24 protein-coding genes are annotated in these 23,861 nt (G+C 62.6%); 15 read left to right on the top strand and 9 right to left on the bottom strand.

Going from position 1 to position 23,861, the window contains the following annotated elements; translation table 11 throughout:
* Nucleotides 1–4: 4 nt before the first annotated feature.
* From fliT to B0G81_RS25150, 3 genes are all read right to left on the bottom strand, one after another.
* Nucleotides 5–319, bottom strand: coding sequence for a flagellar protein FliT (gene fliT / locus B0G81_RS25160; RefSeq protein WP_134138647.1), 315 nt, complete (start codon nt 317–319; stop codon nt 5–7).
* 3 nt (nt 320–322) lie between these two features.
* Complete coding sequence (gene fliD, locus B0G81_RS25155) at nt 323–1,840, bottom strand: flagellar filament capping protein FliD (protein ID WP_134138645.1); 1,518 nt, start codon at nt 1,838–1,840, stop codon at nt 323–325.
* A gap of 157 nt (nt 1,841–1,997) precedes the next feature.
* The gene (locus B0G81_RS25150) at nt 1,998–3,143 is read right to left on the bottom strand and encodes a flagellin (protein ID WP_134138644.1); all 1,146 of its coding nucleotides are present in this window, start codon (nt 3,141–3,143) and stop codon (nt 1,998–2,000) included.
* Between the two features lie 267 nt (nt 3,144–3,410).
* Between B0G81_RS25150 and B0G81_RS25145 the strand changes: the two genes are divergently transcribed.
* Both B0G81_RS25145 and rpsU read left to right on the top strand, forming a co-directional pair.
* The gene (locus tag B0G81_RS25145; protein ID WP_134138643.1) at nt 3,411–4,352 is read left to right on the top strand and encodes an aldo/keto reductase; all 942 of its coding nucleotides are present in this window, start codon (nt 3,411–3,413) and stop codon (nt 4,350–4,352) included.
* A gap of 361 nt (nt 4,353–4,713) precedes the next feature.
* Nucleotides 4,714–4,926, top strand: coding sequence for a 30S ribosomal protein S21 (rpsU, locus tag B0G81_RS25140; protein WP_006050883.1), 213 nt, complete (start codon nt 4,714–4,716; stop codon nt 4,924–4,926).
* Nucleotides 4,927–5,137: 211 nt separating this feature from the next.
* On the opposite strand, the gene B0G81_RS25135 is transcribed toward rpsU, so the two are convergent.
* Together B0G81_RS25135 and B0G81_RS25130 are read right to left on the bottom strand one after the other, a co-directional pair.
* Nucleotides 5,138–5,563 (bottom strand): hypothetical protein, encoded by a 426-nt coding sequence (locus tag B0G81_RS25135; protein WP_134138642.1) that lies wholly within the window; start codon nt 5,561–5,563, stop codon nt 5,138–5,140.
* Nucleotides 5,564–5,965: 402 nt separating this feature from the next.
* Nucleotides 5,966–6,562 (bottom strand): DNA-3-methyladenine glycosylase I, encoded by a 597-nt coding sequence (locus B0G81_RS25130; protein ID WP_166679058.1) that lies wholly within the window; start codon nt 6,560–6,562, stop codon nt 5,966–5,968.
* Nucleotides 6,563–6,702: 140 nt separating this feature from the next.
* On the opposite strand from B0G81_RS25130, the gene B0G81_RS25125 reads away from it, so the two are divergent.
* Together B0G81_RS25125 and B0G81_RS25120 are read left to right on the top strand one after the other, a co-directional pair.
* A complete protein-coding gene (locus B0G81_RS25125; protein WP_134138641.1) occupies nt 6,703–7,584 on the top strand; it encodes a BadF/BadG/BcrA/BcrD ATPase family protein in 882 nt (293 codons plus the stop codon).
* A gap of 132 nt (nt 7,585–7,716) precedes the next feature.
* Complete coding sequence (locus tag B0G81_RS25120; protein ID WP_134138640.1) at nt 7,717–8,538, top strand: Cof-type HAD-IIB family hydrolase; 822 nt, start codon at nt 7,717–7,719, stop codon at nt 8,536–8,538.
* Nucleotides 8,539–8,668: 130 nt separating this feature from the next.
* Here the strand turns inward: B0G81_RS25120 and B0G81_RS25115 are convergent, their stop codons facing one another.
* The 3 genes from B0G81_RS25115 to aqpZ all read right to left on the bottom strand — a co-directional run bounded on the left by B0G81_RS25115 (nt 8,669) and on the right by aqpZ (nt 10,855).
* The gene (locus B0G81_RS25115; protein WP_106284773.1) at nt 8,669–8,980 is read right to left on the bottom strand and encodes a PXPV repeat protein; all 312 of its coding nucleotides are present in this window, start codon (nt 8,978–8,980) and stop codon (nt 8,669–8,671) included.
* A 286-nt stretch (nt 8,981–9,266) separates the two neighbouring features.
* Nucleotides 9,267–9,962, bottom strand: coding sequence for a histidine phosphatase family protein (locus tag B0G81_RS25110; protein WP_134138639.1), 696 nt, complete (start codon nt 9,960–9,962; stop codon nt 9,267–9,269).
* A gap of 152 nt (nt 9,963–10,114) precedes the next feature.
* Nucleotides 10,115–10,855 (bottom strand): aquaporin Z, encoded by a 741-nt coding sequence (gene aqpZ / locus B0G81_RS25105; protein ID WP_106284775.1) that lies wholly within the window; start codon nt 10,853–10,855, stop codon nt 10,115–10,117.
* Between the two features lie 290 nt (nt 10,856–11,145).
* Between aqpZ and B0G81_RS25100 the strand changes: the two genes are divergently transcribed.
* A complete protein-coding gene (locus tag B0G81_RS25100; RefSeq protein WP_007179981.1) occupies nt 11,146–11,448 on the top strand; it encodes an H-NS histone family protein in 303 nt (100 codons plus the stop codon).
* A 289-nt stretch (nt 11,449–11,737) separates the two neighbouring features.
* Here B0G81_RS25100 and B0G81_RS25095 read toward each other — a convergent pair whose 3' ends face one another.
* Nucleotides 11,738–12,802, bottom strand: coding sequence for a glycosyltransferase family 4 protein (locus B0G81_RS25095; protein WP_134138638.1), 1,065 nt, complete (start codon nt 12,800–12,802; stop codon nt 11,738–11,740).
* A gap of 706 nt (nt 12,803–13,508) precedes the next feature.
* Here B0G81_RS25095 and flhD point away from each other — a divergent pair.
* From flhD to cheD, 10 genes are all read left to right on the top strand, one after another.
* Nucleotides 13,509–13,829 (top strand): flagellar transcriptional regulator FlhD, encoded by a 321-nt coding sequence (gene flhD / locus B0G81_RS25090; protein WP_168795559.1) that lies wholly within the window; start codon nt 13,509–13,511, stop codon nt 13,827–13,829.
* 51 nt (nt 13,830–13,880) lie between these two features.
* A complete protein-coding gene (gene flhC / locus B0G81_RS25085) occupies nt 13,881–14,441 on the top strand; it encodes a flagellar transcriptional regulator FlhC (protein ID WP_106284778.1) in 561 nt (186 codons plus the stop codon).
* A gap of 213 nt (nt 14,442–14,654) precedes the next feature.
* A complete protein-coding gene (gene motA, locus B0G81_RS25080) occupies nt 14,655–15,515 on the top strand; it encodes a flagellar motor stator protein MotA (RefSeq protein ID WP_006050895.1) in 861 nt (286 codons plus the stop codon).
* A gap of 21 nt (nt 15,516–15,536) precedes the next feature.
* Complete coding sequence (gene motB / locus B0G81_RS25075) at nt 15,537–16,544, top strand: flagellar motor protein MotB (protein ID WP_134138637.1); 1,008 nt, start codon at nt 15,537–15,539, stop codon at nt 16,542–16,544.
* Between the two features lie 84 nt (nt 16,545–16,628).
* Nucleotides 16,629–17,006 (top strand): response regulator, encoded by a 378-nt coding sequence (locus B0G81_RS25070; protein ID WP_134138636.1) that lies wholly within the window; start codon nt 16,629–16,631, stop codon nt 17,004–17,006.
* An 88-nt stretch (nt 17,007–17,094) separates the two neighbouring features.
* Nucleotides 17,095–19,398: a chemotaxis protein CheA gene (cheA, locus tag B0G81_RS25065; RefSeq protein ID WP_134138635.1), complete on the top strand. Its 2,304-nt coding sequence runs from the start codon at nt 17,095–17,097 to the stop codon at nt 19,396–19,398.
* Nucleotides 19,399–19,467: 69 nt separating this feature from the next.
* A complete protein-coding gene (locus tag B0G81_RS25060) occupies nt 19,468–20,004 on the top strand; it encodes a chemotaxis protein CheW (protein ID WP_106284782.1) in 537 nt (178 codons plus the stop codon).
* Nucleotides 20,005–20,047: 43 nt separating this feature from the next.
* On the top strand, nt 20,048–21,910 hold the full coding sequence (locus tag B0G81_RS25055) for a methyl-accepting chemotaxis protein (protein ID WP_134138634.1): 1,863 nt from the start codon (nt 20,048–20,050) through the stop codon (nt 21,908–21,910).
* A gap of 204 nt (nt 21,911–22,114) precedes the next feature.
* Complete coding sequence (locus tag B0G81_RS25050; protein WP_134138633.1) at nt 22,115–23,071, top strand: CheR family methyltransferase; 957 nt, start codon at nt 22,115–22,117, stop codon at nt 23,069–23,071.
* Complete coding sequence (cheD, locus tag B0G81_RS25045; RefSeq protein ID WP_134138632.1) at nt 23,068–23,856, top strand: chemoreceptor glutamine deamidase CheD; 789 nt, start codon at nt 23,068–23,070, stop codon at nt 23,854–23,856. The genes B0G81_RS25050 and cheD overlap by 4 nt, the downstream gene beginning before the upstream one ends.
* The last annotated feature ends 5 nt before the right edge of the window (nt 23,857–23,861 follow it).

The following is a 23,861-nucleotide window of genomic DNA, read 5'->3' as shown; positions in this document are numbered from 1 at the left end:
TTTTTTACAGGCGCGCCATCCGCTGGTATTCGCCCGCGGCCTTGGTGCGTCCGATCGCCGCTTCGAACTCGAAATGCAGTTCGTTCTGGGTCACTGCCGCGTCCGCGAGGAGCGCCGCGTCGATCGCCTGGATCTGGCGGATCATGTCCAGCGCCGCCGGTTCCTGATTCGCGGTGAGCGACATCAGTAGCGGCGAACGCATTTCGGTCAGGCGGGCGGCTTCCGGCCAGTCCGCCAGCGAGGCGGCCTGCTCGATTTGCCGCGTGATCGAAAGCACACGTTCGACCAATTCCATCTGGTTCATGTTGTGCGCGGTCATGGCTTAGCCCTTGTTCGTGGCCAGCGCGCCTGCGCTGTTGGTGCCGCCGAACAGCGCGGTCAGGTATTGCGAATTGTTGTTCATGGTCGCCATCAACGTGTTCAGGGCGGTGAACTGCGCCTGATACTGGTTCGTCAATTGTGTCGTGTAGTCGGCGAGCGCGGTTTGTTGCGTGGTGATGCTCTTCAGGTCGGCGTTCAGCGCGCTGTTGCGCGTATCAATGATGCCGCCGGTCTGCGTGAAGGTGGTGATGCTGGCGTTCAACTGTTCGGCAATGCCGTTGGTCGAGTTGAAGAGCGATGCGACCGTGGCCGGGCTGCTCGTCAGCGCGGTGTTAAGCGCGTTGTTGTCGACCACCATTGTGCCGTCGGCCGGATCGTCCTTCAACGTGATGCCGATCGCCGCCAGCGTGGTGCCGGTGCTGCCCGAGCCGACCGCGCCGCCGATGATGTTGGCCAGCGTGTTCTTGATGGTCTGCAGCGTGGAGTCGCCCAGCAGCGGGCCTTGCGACGTCGAGCCGGCGCTGAACGAAGTGAGCGTGGACATCGTCGTGACGACGGTGTTGTACAGGCTCACGAAATTGTTGATCGCGGTGTTCTGCGCGGTGGTGTCCTGCGCGATGGTCAGCGTCTGCGGGGTGCCTGCCGGCGTCCCGACCGCCGCCGCCGTCAGGTTGATCGTCACGCCTGAAATGGCGCCCGTCACCGCGTTGCTCGCGCTGCTGCCCGCGATTCCGCCGATCGTGTACTCCGCGTCTTGCGCGTAGCCGCTCTGCGTCCACGCGCTGCTCGAATTGGCCGACGTTATGGTCGACTGGCCGCCCGTGGTGCTTGCCATCGACGTCACGCCGAGGCTCGACAGGCCGGTATCGCTCGTGATGTTGCTGGTCGAAACATTGATGACGTTGGCCGCCCCCGTGTTCGCCGCGCGCAGCACGAGGTGGGCGCCGTCCGTGCCGGTGACGATGGTTGCCGTGACGCCGGGGTTGCTGCTGCTCGCGTTGATCGCCGACGCGATGCCCGAGAGCGTGTTGTTGCTGCTGTCGACGTTGATATCCATCGACTTGCCGTTCATCGAAATCGACAACGTGCCGGTGCCCAGTTGCGTCGTGGAGCCGAAGGCCGCCGACGACAAGGCTTGCGAGCTGGCGATCTGCGTGACGGCGATCGAATAACTGCCGGCCACGGCGCCGACGCCGGCCGTCGCGGTCAGCCCGGTGCCGCTCGCGGTTGCCGCGAACGTTGCCAGCGTGTTGCCGTTGGCGAGATTCGTGATGCCCGACTGGAGGGCGCTGAGCGCGGAGCTTAGCGCGCCGTACGCCGACAGCGTGGTGCTGTCGGTGGTTTGTCGTGCCGCCAGAGCCGAAGTTTGCCCGGCGACCTTCGCGTTCACGAGTGCCGTGACGAGCGTCGACACGTCCATCGACGAATTGCCCGTCGAGCCGCTGATGATCGATTGAGCAGCCGACTGCAGCGCGGCGTTGGCGCTTGCTGTAGAAGACGAGGTTGAGATCGAGGACATGCAGAGGCTCCGGGCGTCTGGAAATCTGTATTAGGTGGTGCGCGATGCTACATCACTATGTGATCGAAATGCACAGCGGGAGGCATGCCTCCCGTCGTTTCAAACCCGGCGATGCGCCCCGCTTGCGCGCGACGCATCGCCGTTACCGCATCAGCTCTTACTGCAGGAGCTTCAGAACTTGCTGCGGGTTCGAGTTAGCTTGCGCCAACACCGAGATACCAGCTTGTTGCAGCACTTGCGCCTTGCTCAGGTTCGCCGTTTCTTGTGCGAAGTTGGCGTCCGTGATTTGCGATTGTGCCGACGACAGGTCGGTCGACTCAGCTTGCTGCGACGTCGCGATTGCGGTGAAGCGGTTTTGCGCGGCGCCCAGTGCGGCTTGCAGCGTGTTGACCGTTTGCAACGCGTTGTCGATCGAGACCATCGCTTCGTTCGCGCCCGTGACCGTGCTGATGTCGAGGCCCGAAACCGTCGGCGGCGCGTTGATCGCGTTGATCTGATTGACTGCGGCGATGGCGGCACCGGAAGCTGCGCCGGTCGTCGGCAGAGCTGCCGTGCTGATGGCGAGGCTGGTGATGGCCGTGCCGGAGCCCGCGCCCGTGCCTGCGCTGAAGATTGCGTTTGCAACGCCCGACGTGATGGCGGTGTTGTTCTGGTCCGTGAAGGTATAGCCGCCCTTGCCGTCCGACAGAACGTTGACCGACGTGATCGTTGCACCGGTGCTCGTGTATGCGCCCGTCGCGCTCAGGCTGACCGCGATCGTGCCGACCGTTTGACCCGTTTGCACCAGGCCGCCACCGATCTTCGCTGCCGACATCGACTGGCTCAGATCCAGGCTGATCGTCTGACCGACGTTCGCGCCGACCTGGAACGACACGCTGCCTGCCGAGCCGTCCAGAATGTTCGTGCCGTTGTACGTCGTTTGCGACGCGATACGGTTCACTTCAGAGATCTGCGCCGAAACTTCCTTCTGCAGCGCGGCCTGGTCGCTCGACGACAGCGAACCGGTCGATGCTTGCACCGCCAGCTGACGGATACGTTGCAGGCTGGAGGTCAGCGAGGACAGTGCGCTCGATGCGGTTTGAATCATCGACACGCCGTCATTCGCATTCGACACGCCCTGGTTCAGGCCGTTGATCTGCGTTTGCATACGCGTCGAGATTGCCAGGCCTGCTGCATCGTCAGCCGCGCTGTTGATGCGCTTGCCCGACGACAGGCGGGTGATGGCTTGCGAAAGGGCGCTTTGCGAGCCATTAAGGTTTTGCTGTGCAACCAGCGAGTTGATGTTGCTATTGATTCCGAGCATGGAAAATCTCCTAAATAAGCCTTGAGCCCAATACGCCACGTTGGCATCGGCGGAAGCACTCGTTCATTGCTGGCCGCCTCAGTGAAGGTTGACGGCCCCACTAAAAAAAACTTGAGGGACTTATGCAATGACGGACCTGACGCTTTCCACGCCGGGCATATTGCAATGTGGCTGAAAGCCCCTTGCAGCCTTATTCGGCAGATGCACTGCAGGTATTGAAAAGACGGCGTATTCTCGTTTTCTCTTGTGACAAACCCTGGAGACATCATGCAAAAGCGCAGGATTGGGCGTTCGGAATTACAGGTCGCGCCGCTTATGTTCGGCGGCAATGTTTTCGGCTGGACCGCCGATGAAGCCACCTCGTTTTCGATTCTGGATGCGTTTGTCGACGCCGGTCTCGACTTTATCGATACCGCGGATGTCTATTCCGCATGGGTGCCCGGCAACCAGGGCGGCGAATCGGAAACGATCATCGGCAAGTGGTTCCGTCGGAGCGGCAAGCGCGACAAGATCGTGGTTGCCACCAAGGTCTCGAAGCATCCGCAGCGCAAGGGCTTGTCGGCGGCCAACATTCAGGCGGCCGTTGAGGATTCGCTGCGGCGCTTGCAGACCGACTACATCGACGTCTACTTTTCTCACGACGACGACACCGAAACGCCGCTCGCCGAAACACTTGGCGCTTATCAGAAGCTGATCGAGGCGGGCAAGGTGCGGATGATCGGCGCGTCGAACTACAGCGGCGCACGGGTCGAGGAAGCGCTGGCCGTATCCCGGCAGCACGGCCTGCCCGAATACCAGGTGCTGCAACCGGAGTACAACCTGTATGATCGCGCCGAATATGAGCGAGAAATCGAACCGGTGGCACTCGCCAATCAGCTCGGCGTGGTGGTGTATTACAGTCTGGCGAGCGGCTTTCTGTCCGGGAAATACCGTTCGCAGGCGGATCTGGCCGATAAGGCGCGCGGCAGCCGGGTCGAAAAGTATCTGAATGATCGCGGTTTGCGAATTCTCGACGCGCTAGATCGGGTCGCGGACGCTCATGGCAGCACGCCGGCCACCGTCGCTTTGGCCTGGTTGATCGCGCGACCCAGTGTTACGGCCCCGATTGCCAGCGCTACTTCTGTCGAGCAACTCGAAAGCCTAGTGGCCGCCGTGCATCTGATGCTCACGGGCGCCGATATCCGTGAACTGGACGAAGCGAGCGCCTGAGCATGCCATAGGCGACCTGGCGCAATCCCTAAACCCCTGGTAGGATGGAGAGTTTCCTGATATCATCGGGAGTGAATTGAGATCTTTGCCTGTTTCGTCAAAGCTTTTTTATTGATGAAAGGTTGGCGAAACAGCAGCAGACGCGGCTTTTGCATTATGTCTGTCCGCGTTCCGCGGTGAACTCCCCACCTCTCTTTTCCGGCCTCCGTGGCCGCTTTGCCTCCGTTTTATTCGTGGTTTGGCCGGGTTCTGCCCGCGTTTGCCTGTTACTGGCCATGAACTGAAACGACCGGAGGGCCGGCGCGTGAGCGGTATGCCGCCACGCAATTTACCCCTATCAAGTGATTGAGTTAGGAATTAAATGACGACGATTCTTCTGAAAGAAAACGAGCCGTTCGAAGTGGCGATTCGCCGCTTTCGTCGCGCAATCGAAAAGAATGGCCTGATCGCTGAACTGCGTGAGCGTCAATCGTACGAAAAGCCGACCACGGCACGTAAGCGCAAGAAGGCTGCTGCTGTGAAGCGCCTGCACAAGCGCCTGCGCAGCCAGATGCTGCCGAAAAAGCTGCACTAAGCACGCGTTTTCCGCACGGCCGAACGGCGGTGTGAGCTTCGAAAGAAGCCACATCGCCGTTTTGCTTTTTGGACGTCAAATGGAGCGCTCGGCCGGGAGTGGGCGAATGCGGCCTCCGTGACTCGGGAGCTCGGGTTTGCGGAACCGTTGGCGGTGCGCCGCGACACCGCAGCGTGGCGCCGCCGCGGCATCCAAGCGGGTTTTTTTCTGCCTACGCCGCGCTTTTCAGCCGGTCAGCGGACAAGCCAAACTGACGGGCGATAGAGGCCAGGCGCTCCAGCCATTCCCAAGTGCCGAAAACGTCGTGCACGTTTTGCAGACAACTGAGCAGGTCGACGGTGGCCGCGTCGTACACGTTGATGCGCGAGCGCAGCAGCGCTTTCTTCAGTGCGGACACGCCGACGTCCATATATGCTGGTATCTCCGCAGGCGTTTTGCCGATGAAGCGCACCGGAATGCCTTCCATCGCGGTCATGTAGTCGCGCGGTTTGATGAAGCTGCCGACCGGGCAGCCGCCACAGTAGCCGCGATAAGCGCCGCCACCTCGCGGCAGTAGCGCGGCGCGCTTCTGGCCCAACAAATGATCCACGGCCTGGTCGAAAATTTCCTGATGCGTCAGGAAGCTAAGGGTTTTCATGGTTGGTCTCCCACGCGTTACGCAGCGGTTATTCGTTGTTCGAGCGCATGACTTGCAGTATCGAGCGTGCTCGATTCGGGGAACGCCGGACTAGCATGGCGAAAAGGCGCCAATTCCCGGTTTGGCTCGTCTTCCGCGATGCGCTCCATGCCGCAGGTTTCGCCGTCTGCCGCAGCCGCAACTCATAACCGTATAACGACCGACATGCCCAGGAAGCGCAGCAGGGCTTTACCGGATGGACGCATCGCGTCGAGCCCGGCGTCGTGAGTTGTCGTGTTCGCGTCCTCCAGGCCTTGCGCCGCGAGGTGCTGGCCGGGCACGCGGCATGGCGCCTGGGAGTTTCCCTGAGCCGCCGTCCTTTGTTAGAACAGCGGCACTAAGCGTGGCGAATGCCGGACCGCCTCAGCCCGCTTTACGATTGCGGCCTTTCTTGCCAAGCGCCGCGCATCGCGCGCGACACATGCAACTCGCCTCGTGGTCGTTCACCATGCCGACTGCTTGCATGAACGCGTAACAGATCGTCGAGCCGACGAACTTGCAGCCGTAGCGCTTCAGCCCCTTGCTCAGCGCGTCCGAAATATCGGTCGACGCAGGCGCCTGCTTGTAAGAAGTCCAATCGTTCTGGATTGGCGTTTGATCGACGAACGACCACACGAAGTTGGCGAGCGAGCCGTGTTCGCTCTGAATCTGCTGGACGGCACGCGCGTTGGTAATGGCCGCTTCGATCTTGCCGCGGTGGCGAACGATACTTTCGTCTACCACCAGCGCATCCACGTGCTTCGGCGTAAACCGCGCGACCTTGGCGATGTCGAAGTCCGCAAACGCGCGGCGATAGCCGGCCCGTTTGTTGAGAATCGTCGACCACGACAAGCCGGCCTGAGCGCCTTCCAGCACGAGCATCTCGAACAGATGCTGGTCGTCGCGCGAGGGGACGCCCCATTCGGCGTCGTGATACTGTGCGAGCGCTTCGCTCGATACCCAGTTGCATCGCTGTGTCACTGTCGCGCTCCTGCGTTGTGATGTCGCCCGCCAGCATAGCCGAAGCCGAGCGCACTGCAAGCTGGCCATTCGGCCGATTGCCGGATTGAAACTGACCTGCCACGCTATGCGTTATTCATCCACGGAACTCACTCGTTTCCATGAACACAGACCTCTTTCTGATCGGCATTGACGGCGGCGGCAGCGGCACCCGGGTCGTGCTGGGCGACGCGCAAGGCCGCGAGTTGGCGCAGGCGGCGAGCGGGCCATCGGGCTTGGGGCTCGGCGTCGAACGTGCGTGGCAGGCTATCGCGGCCGGCTGCGGCGAAGCATTTGCGAGCGCCGGCAAGGCACTGGACTGGTCGCGCTGTGTGCTCGGCTGCGGATTGGCAGGCGTCAACAATCGCGACTGGCTGGCGGCGTTTCGCGCACAAGCGCCCGCGCTAGCGGGACTCGCCGTGGAAAGCGACGCCTACACCACCTTGCTGGGCGCACACGGCGGCGCGCGCGGCGTGATCGTCGCGCTCGGCACCGGCAGCGTGGCGGCCGTGCTGGACGGCGAGGGCGAATGCCGCCAGGTTAGCGGCTACGGCTTTCCATCGGGCGACGAAGCAAGCGGCGCGTGGCTTGGACTGCGCGCCATCGTGCATGCCCAGCATGCGCTGGACGGCCGCGGTCCCATCGACGAATTTGCGCGGGCCCTGGTCGCGCACACCGGCGCGCACGACCGCGACAGCCTCGTCGTCTGGCTCTGCGAAGCCAACCAGACGGCTTATGCGAGGCTCGCGCCGATTGTCATTGCCCACCGCGCGCATCCGTTCGCGGCGCGCTTGCTCGGCGAGGCCGGCATCCAGGTGGGCAAGATGATTGCCGCGCTGGACCCGTCGGCGAGCCTGCCGGTCGCGTTGTGCGGCGGCCTCGGCGCGCCGCTGCGCGAGTACGTGCCGCAGATCTATCAGGCGCGTTTGCGCGAACCGCTGGCCGACTCGGCGCACGGTGGATTGCAGTTGGCGCAACGTGAAGCAGCCCGCATTGGCGGCTGAAAACGGTGAACCGCGGCGCGCGTGAGTCGTACGCTTGCGGCTGAGGATCGTCGCGCACGGCGAACGCGTTCCGTCGAATGCGGCCGGCAACGGTAAAATACGCAGCTTCGACGCTGCCCGGCTGCCCAAACTATGTACAAAGTCATCGCCACGGATCTCGACGGCACGCTGCTCAACGCGGATCACCAGGTGGACCCGTTCACGATCGCCACTGTGCGCAAGCTTGAAAGCGACGGGTTGCAGTTCGTGATTGCAACCGGCCGCCACTATTGCGACGTCGCCGGCATCCGCGACGTGCTGGGCATCAATCCGTATCTGATTACGTCCAATGGCGCGCGCATCCACGCGCCGGACAACACGGTGATCCACGCCGACGACCTGCCTCCGGCTATCGTGCAACGACTGGTACAGCCGGAAGTCGCCGGCGCGCATGGCCGCGTGATCGTCAACCTGTTCGCCGATCAGGCGTGGCTGATCGACCGCGACGCGCCGGATCTGCTGAAGTTTCACCAGGACTCGGGCTTCACCTACGAGGTGACCGACCTGCCGAAACACGACGGCGTCGACATCGCGAAGGCCCTGTACATCGGCGATCCGGCGGATCTCGCGCAAGTCGCGGCCAATCTCTCGCGCGAATTCGGCGATGCCTTATACGTGACCTATTCGCTGCCGGACTGTCTGGAAGTGATGACGGCGAACGTCTCGAAAGGCCGCGCGCTGCGCATCGTGCTCGAACGCCTTGGCGCGGACACCTCGCAATGCGTCGCTTTCGGCGACAACATGAACGATATCGATCTGCTGGAAACGGCCGGCCATCCCTTCATGATGAACAACGCCAATCCCGACCTCATCACGCGTTTGCCGAACGTGCCGCGCATCGGCAACAACTTCGAAGCGGGCGTCGCGCACCATCTGCGCAAGCTTTTCTCGCTCGACGACGAACTGATGTCCTGAGCGGAAATGGAAACGGCCCGCATCCAGTTTCATGGATGCAGGCCGTTTCTTTCACATGGGCGCGCCGGTCGGTTCAGGCTGCGAGTCACGGCGTTGCGCGACTAAAGGTCCATCAAGGTCAGCCGGAAGATTACCCGTGCCATCCGCCACGGCGGTTGTCATGGTCGCCCCGGTTATCGTGGCCCCAGCCGCGATCATTGTGGTGCCAGTCACGATCATATCGATGATCGCCGCGGTAGTAGTCGCCGCGATCGTAGCGGTGGTCCCAGCCACCGTTGCCGTAGTAGACGGGCTGCGGCGCGACATAGACCGGAGCCGGGCGGGTATAAACCGGTGCGCCGAGCGACAGGCCGATGTTCAGATCCGTATGCGCTTGCGCGACACCGCATGCGCCCGCCGCGAGTCCTGCAGCAACCAGCAAGTGAGTGACGATGCGTTTCATGTTTGCTCTCCTGTGAGGCGACGTATGTTTGTCGCACAGGATCAATCTACGCATTCCGGTCGATGGGTACTGCGACGAGATGTTACGGACTGCAAGCATCGTCGCAGGATTTGAAAGGTGTGAGGAGCCCTGCATAGGTACACGGCGCGCCGAGTGCCGCTCGGTCAAAGCCCCGTCAGATAGGGCTTCGCGGCTCCTTGAGCCGCGCCGGATCGCGCTCGCCGCCTCGCTGTACTCAAATCAAATGGCCGCTTGCGTAATTGCGGCTTACATCTGTATTACCCGATTAATCTGCCGGACTCGAAGAAGCCGCCGACACAGCCGCCGCCGACGTCCCTTGCAACTGCGCGCACGGGCAATCGGTCGCGCGCCCGTCCAGCCCCTGTCGATCGTGTTTGAAGCTGGCGCGCGCGGTGCCGTTATCCCAGTCGAGGCGAACAATATAAATACTGTCGAAGTCGTCGCTCTTCCAGTTCGGGACATCGGCGGCATTGCCGCCATGCGCGCTCATCACCTGGCGCAATAGCTTCACGATTAGCTTGTGTTCCCACGCGACGACGATGAGCTTGTTGCGATTGGCCGGGTTGACGAGCGCGGTGCCGAGCTGGTCGATCCGAGCGAAACCATAGAGCGTTTGCACCGGCATCTGGAACTGGATGGCGGTCGGCTCGATCGTCGCAAGCGGCCGGATGTAGTAGTAGGGCTTGCCGCCGTCGTCTTTCTGCTGGCCGGGATCGGGTGCGTAGATCGCATCCGGTTTGCCGAACTTGGCCGCGATCACGGCCGGCAAGGCCAGCGCGCGGTTGAGTCCCTGGCAGTTCAGCTGCCCATAGCCTTGGGCGGGTTTCTCGCCGTGCCGCACGAACACGAGCGTTTCCGTCTGGCCGTCGGCCGCATGCGCCGTGGGTAGCGCCAGCACACCCGAGCACAAGCCGCCAATGGCAAGCGCGACGCCATGCAGAAATCCGCGGAAACGCTTCATAGGGAGCACCTGTGCGAGGTTGGGAAGTCGCACGATTCTAGCAGCGGGCGCGAATGCTTCATCGCGACGATATTGAGACCCCGGCGCCATCGGCCGCAAAAAAAAGCGGGCGCCGAGGCGCCCGCTTTATTGCCGACATGACTGCGCGCGAATTAGTCGAGCGCCAGCTTCTGCGAATTGCCGCTGCGGCTTTCAGCGATGACCGGGTACAACACGCCCGCGATCACTGCGCCGAGGATCGGCGCAACCCAGAACAACCACAATTGATCCATCGCCGCACCGCCGACGAACAGCGCCGGCCCCGTGGAACGAGCCGGATTGACCGACGTGTTGGTGACCGGAATCGAGATCAGGTGAATCAGCGTGAGGCACAGGCCGATGGCGATCGGCGCGAAGCCAGCCGGCGCGCGCTTGTCGGTCGAGCCGAGAATGACGAACAGGAAGAAGCCGGTCATCACCACTTCGCAAATGAATGCCGCGGTGAGCGAGTAGTGGCCCGGCGAGCGTTCGCCATAGCCGTTGCTGGCAAAGCCGCTGGCAACGAGGTCGAAGCCGGGTTTGCCGGACGCGATGAGCGACAGCACCAGCGCACCCAGCACCGCGCCGATCAACTGGGCGACGATGTACGGCAGCAGATCGCGCGCCGGAAAGCGGCCCGCGACGGTCAGGCCGACGCTTACCGCCGGATTCAGATGGCAGCCGGAGATGTGGCCGATTGCATAAGCCATAGTCAGGACGGTCAGGCCGAACGCGAGCGACACGCCCACGAAGCCGATGCCCAGACCGTGAACCGGGCCGGCGAAATTGGCGGCGAGGACAGCGCTGCCGCAGCCCCCGAGCACGAGCCAGAAAGTGCCGAACAACTCGGCAGCGAGGCGCTTTGACAACTGCATGATTGGTAATCCTAAAAAGATGGGGCCTTCCGCTGGCACGCGCGACTAAATCCGTCTGCATGCCTTGAGCGGGCAATTCTAGGGAAAGGCCGCCAAATCAGGTGTCAAGAATTGTCAATGTGGTGTCGCCTTTACCTTTTTATTGCGAGATAAAGATGGCGTTTTACAATTGGCCGGTCTTAATAATTATCAGAGGATATCTTGCTAAATCGGTATTCTTGTCCATTGCGAATTTTTATAATTGCAGTTAGTCTGCGAGCCAATGAGTTCTAGAAAAAGGGAGAACCGGAATGTCTCAATATGCAGACCTCAAGGCGCAGATCGCTAAATTGCAGGCACAGGCAGAAGAAGCGCGGCGCACTGAAATCGACAACGTGGTCGCCGACATCCGCCAAAAGATCGCTGAATACGGTCTGACGGCTCAAGACCTCGGCTTCGCGGTCGCCGCCAAGCGTGGCCGCCCACCCAAGAAGGCGCCGTTGCCGGCGAAATACCAGGATCCGAAGTCGGGCAATACGTGGAGCGGGCGTGGCAAACCGCCCAAGTGGATCGTCGGTAAGAATCGTGAGCGTTTTCTGATTGGCGCGGCTTAAGCCGACCGCCGGTCGGGGCGAAAGCCAACTGAAGGTTTATTGGCACTCGGTCTTTATTCGTTGAGTGCTAATCTGCGATGGAAGCGCATCCATACCCGTATTAAAAAGCCACCCTCGAGGGGCGGCTTTTTTGGACAAAGAAGCGGGATAATCTGGGTTTGCCGATCGCGCAAACGATTCACACGACAAATCGGCTGGTTATCGGTCGGCAAATCGGAAACGCCGTAAGCGGCGACTTTCGACATTCAAGCGGCCGAGCGAGAACTGCCCGGCCGCCTGAACGCGGCGTTTAGCCCACCGCGACTTGACGCAATACCGGGCGGCGCGTGGCGTCGATCAGTGCCGAATAGCCATCCACGTAATTCTGGGCCATCGTCTCCGAGCTGAAGCGGCGTTCGAACTGCGCGCGGATTTCGGTGCGCGACAATTCGTCCAGGCGTTGCAGCGCCGCGACCGCGCCTTGCACGTCCTCGACGATGTAACCCGTCACGCCGTGGTCGATTACTTCCGGCACCGAACCGCGGTTGAACGCGATCACCGGCGTGCCGCACGCCATCGACTCGATCATCACGAGGCCGAACGGTTCCGACCAGTCGATCGGGAACAGCAGCGCCTTGGCGCCGGACAGGAATTCGGGCTTCTGTGCTTCGTTAATCTCGCCGACGAATTCCACATGCGCCAGTGACAGCAGCGGCTCGATTTCGCGCTTGAAGTATTCCTGGTCGGCCTTGTCCACCTTGGCGGCGATCTTGAGCGGCAAACCGCTTTGTGCAGCGATCTTGATAGCTGTATCGACGCGCTTCTCCGGACAAATACGGCCGAGGAACGCCAGGTACTCCGGCTTCTTGTGGGTTTGCGGCGTGAGCAGTTGCTCCGGCAGACCGTGGTAAATCGTGTTGAGCCAGTTCGCTTGCGGCAGCGGCGCGCGCTGCGAATCCGAAATAGAAACCACCGGCACGTTGGAAAACGCATCGAATACCGGTTGCAGTTCCGGCAAGTCGAGGCGACCGTGCAGCGTCGTCACGAACGGCGTGTCCATTGTCGTGAAGAGCGGGAACGGCATGTAGTCGAGGTGGAAGTGAAGCACGTCGAACTCATGCGCGACCTTGCGGACCTTCTCCATCATCAGGACGTGCGGAGCCAGCGCATCGCGGATCGTCGGGTCCAGACGCAGTGCACGAGGCCAGCAGGCGTCGAGATTCGCCGAGGTGACCGAGTCGCCGCTCGCAAACAGCGTGACGTCGTGGCCGAGATCGACCAGCGCTTCAGTCAGATACGACACGACGCGTTCGGTGCCACCGTAAAGTTTCGGCGGAACAGCTTCATACAACGGCGCAATTTGTGCGATTCGCATTCGTTTTCTCCTAATCAGAACGGCATCGCACAGCGGCGCTCGAGTAGAGCGAGGAGCGAATGCCTGACGGACGGTTGGGCGCGGTAAGCCGCCGCCCGGGGTGTTCCGAACCTGCATCGGGTAATCCCTTGGCTTCATTATCGGGATCGGCCGCGCTAATTCGAGCTATTTTTCAAACGCTTAATGTTGTTACAGCGCGAAACATGGCGCGTTACAGGTCGTCCGGCCGCGCAGTTCCCTGATTAGCAAGCGCCGCCGGATGATTATTCAAACGCCGAAAGGCCACCAGCAAGGCGCGGGCCTGAAACGTGGAACGCGGCGCCTACACGGTGCGCATTGCAGGGAAGTGAAAACGTCTTATAATTCTCGCTCACCGCTGTAACGGTGCGGGCCATGAGTCGATCAAACTCACCGTTTGGTTCACATCAGAGAAGGCAGCGTGTTCAGGGCGCATGGAAATGTTCGCATCGCGCGCTTTTACTCCTTCCCATACCGCTCCCCGACTTGTCTTTGTAGGAAAAATTCCTACACGAATGACGGATTTATCCGTCAACAAGGCTGGGTGTCTGTCCGATTTTCGTCCGCTCCCCCTTTCGACACAATGCTCGCAAGACCAGAAACGAGCCGATTCGTGCGGTTTAAGTGCGCGCGTCCGAGCAAACGTTTCCGTAACGGCCTGACCAGCCAGATACACCCCGGGGGAATCATGAGCGCGACAAGCGAAATGCTCAATGAGATCAGAGAAGTCAACCTGTCTTATCTCCTGCTCGCCCAGCGACTGCTGCGCGAAGACAAGCCGATGGGCATGTTTCGCATGGGGATTTCGGACCAGTTAGCCGATGTGCTCGCCAATCTGTCGTTGGCGCAGACCGTCAAGCTGGCGGCGTCCAATCAGGTGTTGTGCCGTTTCCGTTTCGACGACCATGCCGTGCTGTCCGCTCTGGCGGACAAAGGCAAATCCAGCGCCGTGGCTCAGGCGCATTCCGCGATCCTGATGGCAAGCCAGCCAGTCGAGCACCTCGGCTGATGGCACGTTGTAATTCAAACAAAGCGATCAGGACGGGGGAAACGCAAACGGATGGCCTATAAAAGTGTTGTGCTCGAAGTCAGGGAAATCACCCTGGCGATCGAACTGATCGAGCTCGGCGCGCGTTTGCAATTGCTGGAAGCGGAAACCAGCCTGTCGCGCGACCGGCTCATCAAGCTCTATAAAGAACTGAAAGGGGTCTCGCCGCCCAAGGGCATGCTGCCGTTTTCGACCGACTGGTTCATGACCTGGCAGCCGAACTTTCACTCCTCGCTGTTCTACAACATCTACCGGTTCATGGCCGGCCACGGCGGCTGCCTGACAATCCAGTCGATCGTGAAGAGCTACCGGCTCTACCTGGAACACGTCCAGTTGCACGACGACGAGCCTGTGCTCAGCCTCACGCGCGCCTGGACTCTGGTGCGCTTTTTCAGTTCCGGAATGCTGCAAATGACAGCCTGCTGCCGCTGCGGCGGGCATTTTGTCGCGCATGCGCACGATCCGCAGCATGCGTTCGTCTGCGGCCTGTGCCAGCCGCCCTCACGCGCCGGTAAGACAAAGAAATTCGCCGACGCCCGGGTCCGCGAGAGCCTCGCCGCTCTCGAAGCCTGACCCACAGGACGGCCGCCGTCGCGCGAGCCGCCTTGCATCTCCCGTGTGGCGGGCCTTCCAGGCCGTCCGCGAGACGCCCGGTCCAGCCGGACCGGCGCATCCGCCTCTGGTTTACACCGGAGCGACGAGCCGCTTTTCCGCCAAAGTTTTTCGCTTCGTTGCCGTAAACCAGATTAACGACGGTCACCGTCGCTTCTTTGTGAGGGCTCGGCAGTGCTGATTTTCGTGGGAACACTCGTGACGCTTTTGTCCGTTTTCGGCGGTTACGCGCTGGAAGGCGGCCATCTCGGCGCGCTGCTGCAGCCCGTTGAAGTGCTGATGATCGTCGGCGCCGGTGTCGGCGCGTTCATTCTGGGTAACGGAATGAAGACGATCAAGGCCACGCTGCGCGTCATTCCAACCCTGTTCAAGGGCGCGAAGTACAACAAGGACGTCTATATGGAGCTGATGGCGCTCCTCTACGTCCTGCTGGCCAAGGCGCGCAAGGAAGGCACGCTGACGCTGGAAGCGGACATCGACGATCCGTCGAAGAGTCCGATCTTCACCCAGTATCCGAAGATTCTCGCGGACCATCACATCATCGAATTCCTGACCGACTACCTGCGCTTGATGGTGGGCGGCAACATGAATGCGTTCGAGATCGAAAGCCTGATGGACGAGGAGATCGAGACGCATCACCAGGAAGGCGAAGCGCCGGCGCATGCGCTGAACAAGGTCGGCGACGCCATGCCGGCGTTCGGTATCGTGGCCGCGGTGATGGGCGTGGTGCACACCATGGCCTCCGCCGACAAGCCGCCCGCGGTGCTCGGCGAGATGATCGCCCAGGCGCTGGTCGGCACCTTCCTCGGGATTCTGCTTTCGTACGGGCTGATCGGGCCGCTCGCGAGCGTCGCCGAACAACGTGTGACCGAGTCGACCAAGATGTTCCAGTGCATCAAGGTGACGATTCTGGCCAGCCTGAACGGTTACGCGCCGGCGATTGCCGTCGAGTTCGGCCGCAAGGTGCTCTTCTCGACCGAACGCCCGTCGTTCGCCGAGCTGGAAGAGCACGTGCGCCGCGTCAAGGCCAAATAAAGGGCGCCGGGAACCGAACCGATGAGCAAGGACAAAGACCGCGCCATTGTCGTCAAGCGCTCCGCGCCGAAGAAAGCCGGCCACCACGGCGGCGCGTGGAAGCTCGCGTATGCGGACTTCATGACCGCGATGATGGCGTTCTTCCTGCTGATGTGGCTGCTGAGTTCGGCGTCCACGGTGCAGCTGAGAGGCATTGCCGATTACTTCAACCAGCCGTTGAAGATAACGCTGTGGGGCGGCGACCGCAGCGCCGAGGACTCGAGCATTCTGAAGGGCGGCGGCCGCGATATCTCGACCGACGCGCAAGGCGTGACGCGTACCAGCGAAGGCTCGAATAACCGCGCCGAGCACAGCGTCGCGCACGGCAGCGAAGACTCGGTGAAGCAGTTGCAGGGCGAACTGGAGCGTCGCGAGCAGGTCCGCCTGCACGATCTGCAGGTCAAGCTGATGGCCGCGATCGAAGCGAATCCGGTGCTGCGCCAGTTCAAGCAGCAGATCCGCATCGACTCGACGCTGACCGGCTTGCGCATCGAAATCGTCGACTCGCAGAAGCGGCCGATGTTCGCGACCGCGAAAGACCAGGTCGAGCCGTATATGCGCGACATCCTGCGCGAAATCGGCCACACGCTGAACGACGTGCCGAACCGCATCATCGTGCAGGGCCACACCGACGCCGCGCAGTACGCCGGCGGCGAGAAGGGCTACAGCAACTGGGAACTGTCCGCGGACCGCGCCAATGCGTCGCGCCGCGAACTGATCGGCGGCGGCATGGACGAAGCGAAGGTGATGCGCGTGCTCGGCCTCGCGTCGACGCAGAACCTGAACAAGGCGGACCCGATGGATCCGGAGAACCGCCGCATCAGCATCATCGTGCTGAACAGGAAGTCGGAGGAGGCGCTGAATCACGACGACTCCACCACGACCACCTTGTCGGACGACGCAGCCGGCTCCAAGCCGTTGCTGCAAAAGCTTGCGCAGCCGGTAACGGTTGCACCGAAGTTGCCGGCGGCGGTGCCGTCGGCCCAGTAACAGACAGCGGTTGCCCTGCCGCTTCACGCGCCCTGCCGGCGCGGACGGCGGGACGAACCATAGCGTACGTGCAGCGAGGTTTTCATGATCAGGCACATCCTGGCAATCGACGATTCGGCATCGATGCGGCAGATTCTCGCCGCCACGCTGACGACGGCAGGCTACGAGGTGACGCTCGCGGCGGACGGCAACGAAGGGCTCGAAAACGCGCTCGCCAAGTCGTTCGACCTCGTGCTCACCGATCAGTACATGCCAGGCAAGACCGGCCTCGATCTGATCGCCGCGCTGCGCAACAACCCGGCTTACCAGGCCACGCCCATCCTCGTCCTCACGACGGAATCGGGCGAGCCGTTCAAGGAAGCGGCACGGGCCGCGGGCGCGACCGGCTGGATCGAAAAGCCGCTCGACCCGGACATGCTGACCGAACTGGTGGCGGCGCTAGCCGAGCCAGACCACGCGTAAGCGCCACACATAGACCCAGTTATAGAAGCTCTCGACGCGGCGGCACGGCAGCCCAAGCCAAGACAGGAACTCTCGCGGTGACCCAGGCATGACACTCGACATCACTCAGTTCTATCAGACGTTCTTCGACGAAGCCGACGAACTGCTCGCGCAGATGGAGCAGTTGCTGCTCAATCTGGATATCGCTCACCCGGACCCCGAAGACCTCGCGGCCATTTTCCGCGCGGCGCATTCGATCAAGGGTGGCGCGGCGACGTTCGGTTTTACCGCGCTGACGGAAACGACGCACATTCTCGAATCGCTGCTCGATCGCGCGCGCAATAACGAACTCGTGCTGCGCAAGGACATGATCGACACGTTCCTCGAAACCAAGGACGTGTTGTCCGGCCAGCTCGCCGATTACCGCGCGAGCGCCGAGCCGGACGCAGCTACTGCGAAGGCGATTTGCGCGAAGCTCGAACGCCTGAATGCGGAAAGCCGTGATGGCGTGGCACCGGCTGCGGCCGCGCCCGCTGCCGCGAGCGTGGTGCCCGTTGAAACACAAGCAGTTGAAGGCGGTACCCCGCCGGAGCACGTCGTCGAACAGGCGGTGCAGGCGGCGGGTGAATGGATTGACGGCGAACCGGCACAGACCGGGCAAGCCACGGGAGACGGCGCAGAAACCGGTCCCCATCTGAAAATTACGCTACGGGGCGTTGGTGAGAAGGACCAGGAACTGCTGGCCGAAGAGCTCGGCAACCTGGGCAATATCGTCGGGCAGGTCAAGAGCGGCGGCGATCTCACGCTGTGGCTCGCGACCGATGTGACCTCCGACGACATCATCGCCGTGTGCTGTTTCGTGATCGACGAGAGTCAGATCGTGATCGGCCGCGGCACCGCACCGGCGGACGACACGCAGCAAGGCGAACCTGGAACGCCCGACGCTGCCGATTCGTCCCCGGCGCAAGCAGCACAGGCAACTCAGGCGGACCCTGCAGCATCGCCGGCACCGGCGGCCGGCACCGCTGCGCCCGCATCAACCGCCACGCATGGCCTGTTCGACGCACCGGCCGCGGCCGCGCCGGCTGTTGCTCAACCGGCGGCGCAACCCGCGGCAGCGGCAAGCGCAGCGGCGCCGGCCAGCGCGGCCAGCGCAGCGAGCGCAGCCACGCCCGCGGAGCAGGATCGCAAAGCAGCACGTCCGGCTGCGGCAGCCGGCGGCGCGGAAGGCAGCTCGATTCGCGTCGGCGTCGAAAAGGTCGATCAGCTGATCAACCTGGTCGGCGAACTGGTGATCACGCAAGCCATGCTCGCGGAAACCACCAGCACGTTCGACCCGGCACTGCACGATCGCCTTTTCAACGGCATGGCGCAACTCGAGCGCAATGCACGCGATCTGCAGGAAGCGGTGATGTCGATCCGCATGATGCCGATGGATTACGTGTTCAGCCGCTTCCCGCGTCTGGTGCGTGACCTGGCGGCGAAACTCGGCAAGGAAGTGGAACTCGTCACCTTCGGGCAAGCGACCGAACTCGACAAGAGCCTTATCGAACGGATCATTGATCCGTTGACTCACCTCGTGCGCAACAGTCTCGACCACGGCATCGAAACCGTGGAAGCACGGCGCGCGGCGGGCAAGGATTCGACCGGTCAGCTGGTGCTGTCGGCGGCGCATCACGGCGGCAACATTGTCATCGAAGTGAGCGACGACGGCGCGGGCTTGCGCCGCGACAAGATTCTCGCGAAGGCGGCCAAGCAGGGCATGCAGGTCAGCGAGACCATGAGCGACGAAGAAGTCTGGAACCTGATCTTCCTGCCGGGCTTCTCGACGGCGGAGCAGGTCACCGATGTGTCGGGCCGCGGCGTGGGTATGGACGTGGTGAAGCGGAACATCCAGTCGATGGGTGGTCACGTGGAAATCACCTCGCACGCCGGCAAGGGCAGCACCACACGCATCGTGTTGCCGCTCACTTTGGCGATTCTCGACGGCATGTCGGTCAAGGTCGGTAACGAGATATTCATTCTGCCGCTGAACTTCGTGATGGAGTCGCTGCAGCCGCAAGCCGAAGACATTTATACGGTGGCCAACGGGGAGCGCGTGGTGCGGGTGCGCGGTGAATACCTGCCGCTCGTGGCGTTGCACGAAGTGTTCAACGTCGACGGGGCGAAGCAGGAACCGACGCAAGGCATCGTCACCATCATGCAAACCGAGGGGCGCCGCTTTGCGATGCTCATCGACGAACTGGTGGGCCAGCAGCAGGTGGTCGTGAAGAACCTGGAAACGAATTACCGCAAGGTGCACGGCATTTCCGCCGCGACCATTCTCGGCGACGGCAGCGTCGCGCTGATCGTGGACGTGGCGGCGCTGAACCGCGAAACACGCCACGCGCATGGCGCGATGAGCCTCGCATGATGTCCGTCACATTCGCCGCAACAGTAACACTTACTCAACTCATTTCATCCCAACCGTTTGGGGGCTAACGTGGCAGAAGTCCAATCCATCAATTCGAGCGTCGCGAACGCAAGCGGTGCCAATAGCCGCCGCGACGCGCAGCAGGCAGACGCCGGCGGTCAGGAATTCCTCGTCTTCACGCTCGGCGCCGAAGAGTACGGCATCGACATTCTCAAGGTGCAGGAAATTCGCGGCTACGACAACGTGACGCGGATCGCCAATGCGCCCGAGTTCATCAAGGGCGTGATCAATCTGCGCGGCATCATCGTGCCGATCGTGGACATGCGCATCAAGTTCCATCTGGGCCGTGTCGAGTACGACCACCAGACGGTGGTGATCATCCTGAACGTCGCGCATCGCGTGGTCGGGATGGTGGTGGACGGCGTGTCGGACGTGCTGACGCTCGCCACCGACCAGATCATGCCGGCGCCGGAATTCGGCGCCACGCTGACGACCGAGTACCTCACGGGTCTGGGCACCGTCGACGGCCGCATGCTGATCCTGATGGACATCGAGAAGCTCATGACCAGCCGCGAAATGGCGCTGATCGAAACGCTCGGCGCCTGACAGCGGCAGCTTTCACGAAACGATTGGGATAGGGAGCATTGAAATGTTGAGCAGGTGGTCGATTCGCACGTCGTTGACGATGATGGGGATCATTCTGGTCGCGCTGACCGTGGTGGTCGGCGTACTTGGGCTGAGCGCGCTGAATGGCGCGAGCCAATCGCTCGACCGCATTGCGCGCGGCGACCTGGTCGCCATTCACGCGCTCGACGATGCTTCCGCGTATCTGCTGCGCTCGCGCGTGTCGCTGGACCGCTTCAATGCATTGAGCGCGGCGGGCGACACGGAGCAGGCGAAGAAGGTGCTCGATCGTGCGGAGGAGTTGTACGGCAAGGGCAATCAGAGCTGGCAGACGTATCTCGACGCGCCCAAAAACGGCGTGGCGCAGGCGCAGCTCGACGAACTGCTGGCGCGCCGTACGGTGGTGATGCGCGAAGGCCTCGAGCCGGAGTTCGCCGCGCTGCGCGCGAACGATCTGGCCGCCTATCACGCGATTGCGGATACGAAGATCAGCCCGATGTTCGTGTCCTACGACATCGCGGCCTCGGCGGTCGTCAAGAGCTTGCAGCAGCAGGCCGTGGATCAGCAGGCGAGCGCGCAATCGAACATCTCGCTGATGACGACGCTGATTATCGCCGTCACCGTGCTCGCGCTGCTGCTGGTGGTGGGTGTCCGCTTCGCGCTGCGCGGCCTGATCGTGCAGCCGCTCGCCGACGCGACGGCGTGCTTCGAGCGCATCGCCGCGGGCGATCTGTCCGAATCGATCAACGTCGTCAGCCGCAATGAAATCGGGCGGCTGTTCGCCGGCATCAAGCGCATGCAGGACAGCATGTCGACAATGGTGAGGGCGGTTCACAGCAGCACGGAATCGATCGACACCGGCGCGCGCGAAATCGCGATGGGCAACACCGACCTGTCCCAGCGCACCGAACAGCAGGCCGCCTCGCTGCAGGAAACCGCATCGAGCATGGAGCAGTTGACCGGCACCGTGCGGCAGAACGCCGAGAACGCGCGTCAGGCGAGCCAACTGGCCGTCAACGCATCCGATATCGCCACGCGCGGCGGCGACGTGGTGAGCCAGGTCGTCACGACCATGCAGGACATCGCGAGTAGTTCGAACAAGGTCGTGGACATCATCGGCGTGATCGAAGGCATCGCCTTCCAGACCAACATTCTCGCGCTGAACGCGGCGGTCGAAGCCGCGCGCGCCGGCGAACAGGGCCGCGGCTTCGCGGTGGTGGCGGGCGAAGTTCGCAGTCTCGCGCAGCGCAGCGCGAGCGCCGCGAAGGAAATCAAGGAACTGATCGGCGACTCGGTCGACAAGGTGCAAAGCGGCTCGACTTTGGTCGGCCGTGCCGGCACGACGATGGACGAGATCGTGCAGGCCGTGCGCCGCGTGACCGACATCATGGGCGAAATCAGCGCGGCGTCCGAAGAGCAGTCGGGCGGCATCGAGCAGGTGAACCGCGCGGTCGTGCAGATGGACGAAGTCACGCAGCAGAACGCAGCGCTGGTCGAACAGGCGGCGGCCGCGGCGGCCTCGCTCGAAGATCAGACGCGTCAGTTGCAGGCCGTGGTGAATGGCTGGAAAGTGGCCGGCGGCGCGGCACACGGCAGCGCGGCGGCAACCCGTCCGCAACCGGCCGCATCCCGCGTGACGAGCAGCAAGAGCAAGCCGGCTGCCAAGCTTGCGCAGCATGCAGCCGTGAACGGCGGCGCAGCGCATCCGGCGACAGGCGCAGCCGCAACGAGCGCCCCATTGGCGTCGGGCAATCACGACGCAGGCGCCGCGCGCGTCGAACCGGCACTCAGGCCGAAGACGGCCCGCGCGGCATCCGAATCCGCAGCACGTCCGGCCGCGGTCAGCGCAGCCACGGCGGGCTCGGACGCGGACTGGGAAACATTCTAGGAAGTGGCGCAAAGACATGCGGTCATTCGGCATCTCGCTCCATGAGGAGCGAATCATCGAAGCACGCTTTATCGGCGTGTCGCGGGCCGACTGCATGGTGACGGAACTCGCGGGCGGGCGCGACCCCGCGAACACAATCCCTTCTTCCCAAGGCGAGTTCCTGGGCGGAATGCGGGATGGCTCGTATCGCAGGCAGGAACACTCATGATGGCAACGCGCGCACAGCAACGTCCCGAACGTTCGGACCCGGTTAGATCCGGCGAACAGTCGCGGGATTTCGAATTCACGTCGGCGGACTTCGCTCGCATTCGCGAACTGATTCACCGCAGCGCGGGCATTTCGCTGTCGGATCACAAGCGCGACATGGCGTACAGCCGGCTGGCGCGCCGTCTGCGCGCCCGCGGTCTCGACACCTTCAAGCAGTATCTCGACCTGCTCGAAGCGGAAAACGATCCGGCCGAGTGGGAAGCGTTCACCAATGCGCTGACCACCAACCTGACGGCGTTTTTCCGCGAGGCGCATCATTTTCCGATCCTCGCCGATTTCGTGCCGCGCCGCGCGCAGCCGGTTTCGGTGTGGTGCTCGGCGGCTTCGACCGGAGAAGAGCCGTACTCGATCGCGATGACGCTGATCGAAGCGCTCGGCGACAGCGGCGCGCGTCAGGCCTCGGTGCTCGCCACCGACATCGACACCCAGGTGCTGGCCAAGGCCGAAGCCGGCATGTACCAGTTCGATCAGGTGAAGCATCTCTCGCCCGAGCGGCTCAAGCGCTTCTTCCTGAAAGGCACTGGCGCGCACGCGGGCATGGTCAAGGTGCGCCCGGAAGTGCGTGCGCTGGTGCGCTTCGAGCAACTCAATCTCACCGACCGCGATTATCAGTTGCGTTCGCAGTTCGACGCGATCTTCTGCCGCAACGTGATGATCTATTTCGACAAGCCGACGCAAGCGCAAGTGCTCGCGCGCTTCGAGCCGCTGATGAAGGCGGGCGGCCTGCTGTTCGCCGGCCACTCGGAGAACTTCACGTACGTCACGCAGGCATTCAAGCTGCGCGGCCAGACCGTATATGAATTGACGCGTGATGCAAGCGGCGCGCGTACGCCGACGGCGACCCGCGGCTCGGCGCCGGCATCGCATCAAGCGGCGAGCGGGGTGACGGTATGAGCAGCGCCCTGCCGATCGCCACCAATCTGTATTTCGACAACCACTTCCAGCGCCCCGGCGTGAAGTTGTTGCCAAACGAGTTTTACACCACGCACGAAGACATGGTGCTGGTCACCGTGCTCGGATCCTGCGTCGCGGCGTGCATCCAGGATCGCACGGCCGGCATCGGCGGCATGAATCACTTCATGTTGCCCGACGACGGCGCGGACGTCGCGCAGGCTGCATCGGATTCGATGCGCTACGGCGCCTACGCGATGGAAGTGCTGATCAACGAACTGATCAAGGCCGGCGGCCGGCGCGAGCGCTTCGAAGCGAAGGTGTTCGGCGGCGGCGCGGTGCTCGCCGGCATGACGACGATGAACATCGGCGATCGCAATTCGGAGTTCGTGCGCCGCTATCTCGCGGTGGAGAAGATCCGCATTGTCGCCGAGGACTTGCAGGGCTCGCATCCGCGCAAGGTGGCGTTCATGCCGCGCACCGGCCAGGTGATGGTGAAGAAGTTGCGCCTGCAGCAGGAAGCGGGCGTGGCCGAGCGCGAACAGGCGCTGATGCGGCGGAGCGCCGAAGCACGCGCCGAGCGGCTCGCCGCGGCGCGCAAGCGGGTGGAACTGTTCTCGGCGCCGGCCGCGTCGAGAGCCAAGGTCGAACTGTTCGGCTCGCCGGCCGGCGGATCAACGGGAACAGCAGCGAGCAGTGCGGGCGCAGGGGCAGCAAAGCCGCGCATCGAACTGTTCGGCACGCGCCCGATTAATTCAAACAACGCCAGAACCACAGAGGAGGCGTGAGCGCT

Source organism: Paraburkholderia sp. BL6665CI2N2 (genome assembly GCF_004366535.1).
Classification (GTDB): domain Bacteria; phylum Pseudomonadota; class Gammaproteobacteria; order Burkholderiales; family Burkholderiaceae; genus Paraburkholderia.
The sequence above is the reverse complement of the archived record's forward strand: the minus strand, read 5'-3'. Positions and strand labels throughout refer to the sequence as shown.

Coding starts and splice junctions, on each gene's coding strand:
- fliT (WP_134138647.1), bottom strand. CDS start 319: ATGACCGCGCACAACATGAACCAGATGGAATTGGTCGAACGTGTGCTT.
- fliD (WP_134138645.1), bottom strand. CDS start 1,840: ATGTCCTCGATCTCAACCTCGTCTTCTACAGCAAGCGCCAACGCCGCG.
- B0G81_RS25150 (WP_134138644.1), bottom strand. CDS start 3,143: ATGCTCGGAATCAATAGCAACATCAACTCGCTGGTTGCACAGCAAAAC.
- B0G81_RS25145 (WP_134138643.1), top strand. CDS start 3,411: ATGCAAAAGCGCAGGATTGGGCGTTCGGAATTACAGGTCGCGCCGCTT.
- rpsU (WP_006050883.1), top strand. CDS start 4,714: ATGACGACGATTCTTCTGAAAGAAAACGAGCCGTTCGAAGTGGCGATT.
- B0G81_RS25135 (WP_134138642.1), bottom strand. CDS start 5,563: ATGAAAACCCTTAGCTTCCTGACGCATCAGGAAATTTTCGACCAGGCC.
- B0G81_RS25125 (WP_134138641.1), top strand. CDS start 6,703: ATGAACACAGACCTCTTTCTGATCGGCATTGACGGCGGCGGCAGCGGC.
- B0G81_RS25120 (WP_134138640.1), top strand. CDS start 7,717: ATGTACAAAGTCATCGCCACGGATCTCGACGGCACGCTGCTCAACGCG.
- B0G81_RS25115 (WP_106284773.1), bottom strand. CDS start 8,980: ATGAAACGCATCGTCACTCACTTGCTGGTTGCTGCAGGACTCGCGGCG.
- B0G81_RS25110 (WP_134138639.1), bottom strand. CDS start 9,962: ATGAAGCGTTTCCGCGGATTTCTGCATGGCGTCGCGCTTGCCATTGGC.
- aqpZ (WP_106284775.1), bottom strand. CDS start 10,855: ATGCAGTTGTCAAAGCGCCTCGCTGCCGAGTTGTTCGGCACTTTCTGG.
- B0G81_RS25100 (WP_007179981.1), top strand. CDS start 11,146: ATGTCTCAATATGCAGACCTCAAGGCGCAGATCGCTAAATTGCAGGCA.
- B0G81_RS25095 (WP_134138638.1), bottom strand. CDS start 12,802: ATGCGAATCGCACAAATTGCGCCGTTGTATGAAGCTGTTCCGCCGAAA.
- flhD (WP_168795559.1), top strand. CDS start 13,509: ATGAGCGCGACAAGCGAAATGCTCAATGAGATCAGAGAAGTCAACCTG.
- flhC (WP_106284778.1), top strand. CDS start 13,881: ATGGCCTATAAAAGTGTTGTGCTCGAAGTCAGGGAAATCACCCTGGCG.
- motB (WP_134138637.1), top strand. CDS start 15,537: ATGAGCAAGGACAAAGACCGCGCCATTGTCGTCAAGCGCTCCGCGCCG.
- B0G81_RS25070 (WP_134138636.1), top strand. CDS start 16,629: ATGATCAGGCACATCCTGGCAATCGACGATTCGGCATCGATGCGGCAG.
- cheA (WP_134138635.1), top strand. CDS start 17,095: ATGACACTCGACATCACTCAGTTCTATCAGACGTTCTTCGACGAAGCC.
- B0G81_RS25055 (WP_134138634.1), top strand. CDS start 20,048: ATGTTGAGCAGGTGGTCGATTCGCACGTCGTTGACGATGATGGGGATC.
- B0G81_RS25050 (WP_134138633.1), top strand. CDS start 22,115: ATGATGGCAACGCGCGCACAGCAACGTCCCGAACGTTCGGACCCGGTT.
- cheD (WP_134138632.1), top strand. CDS start 23,068: ATGAGCAGCGCCCTGCCGATCGCCACCAATCTGTATTTCGACAACCAC.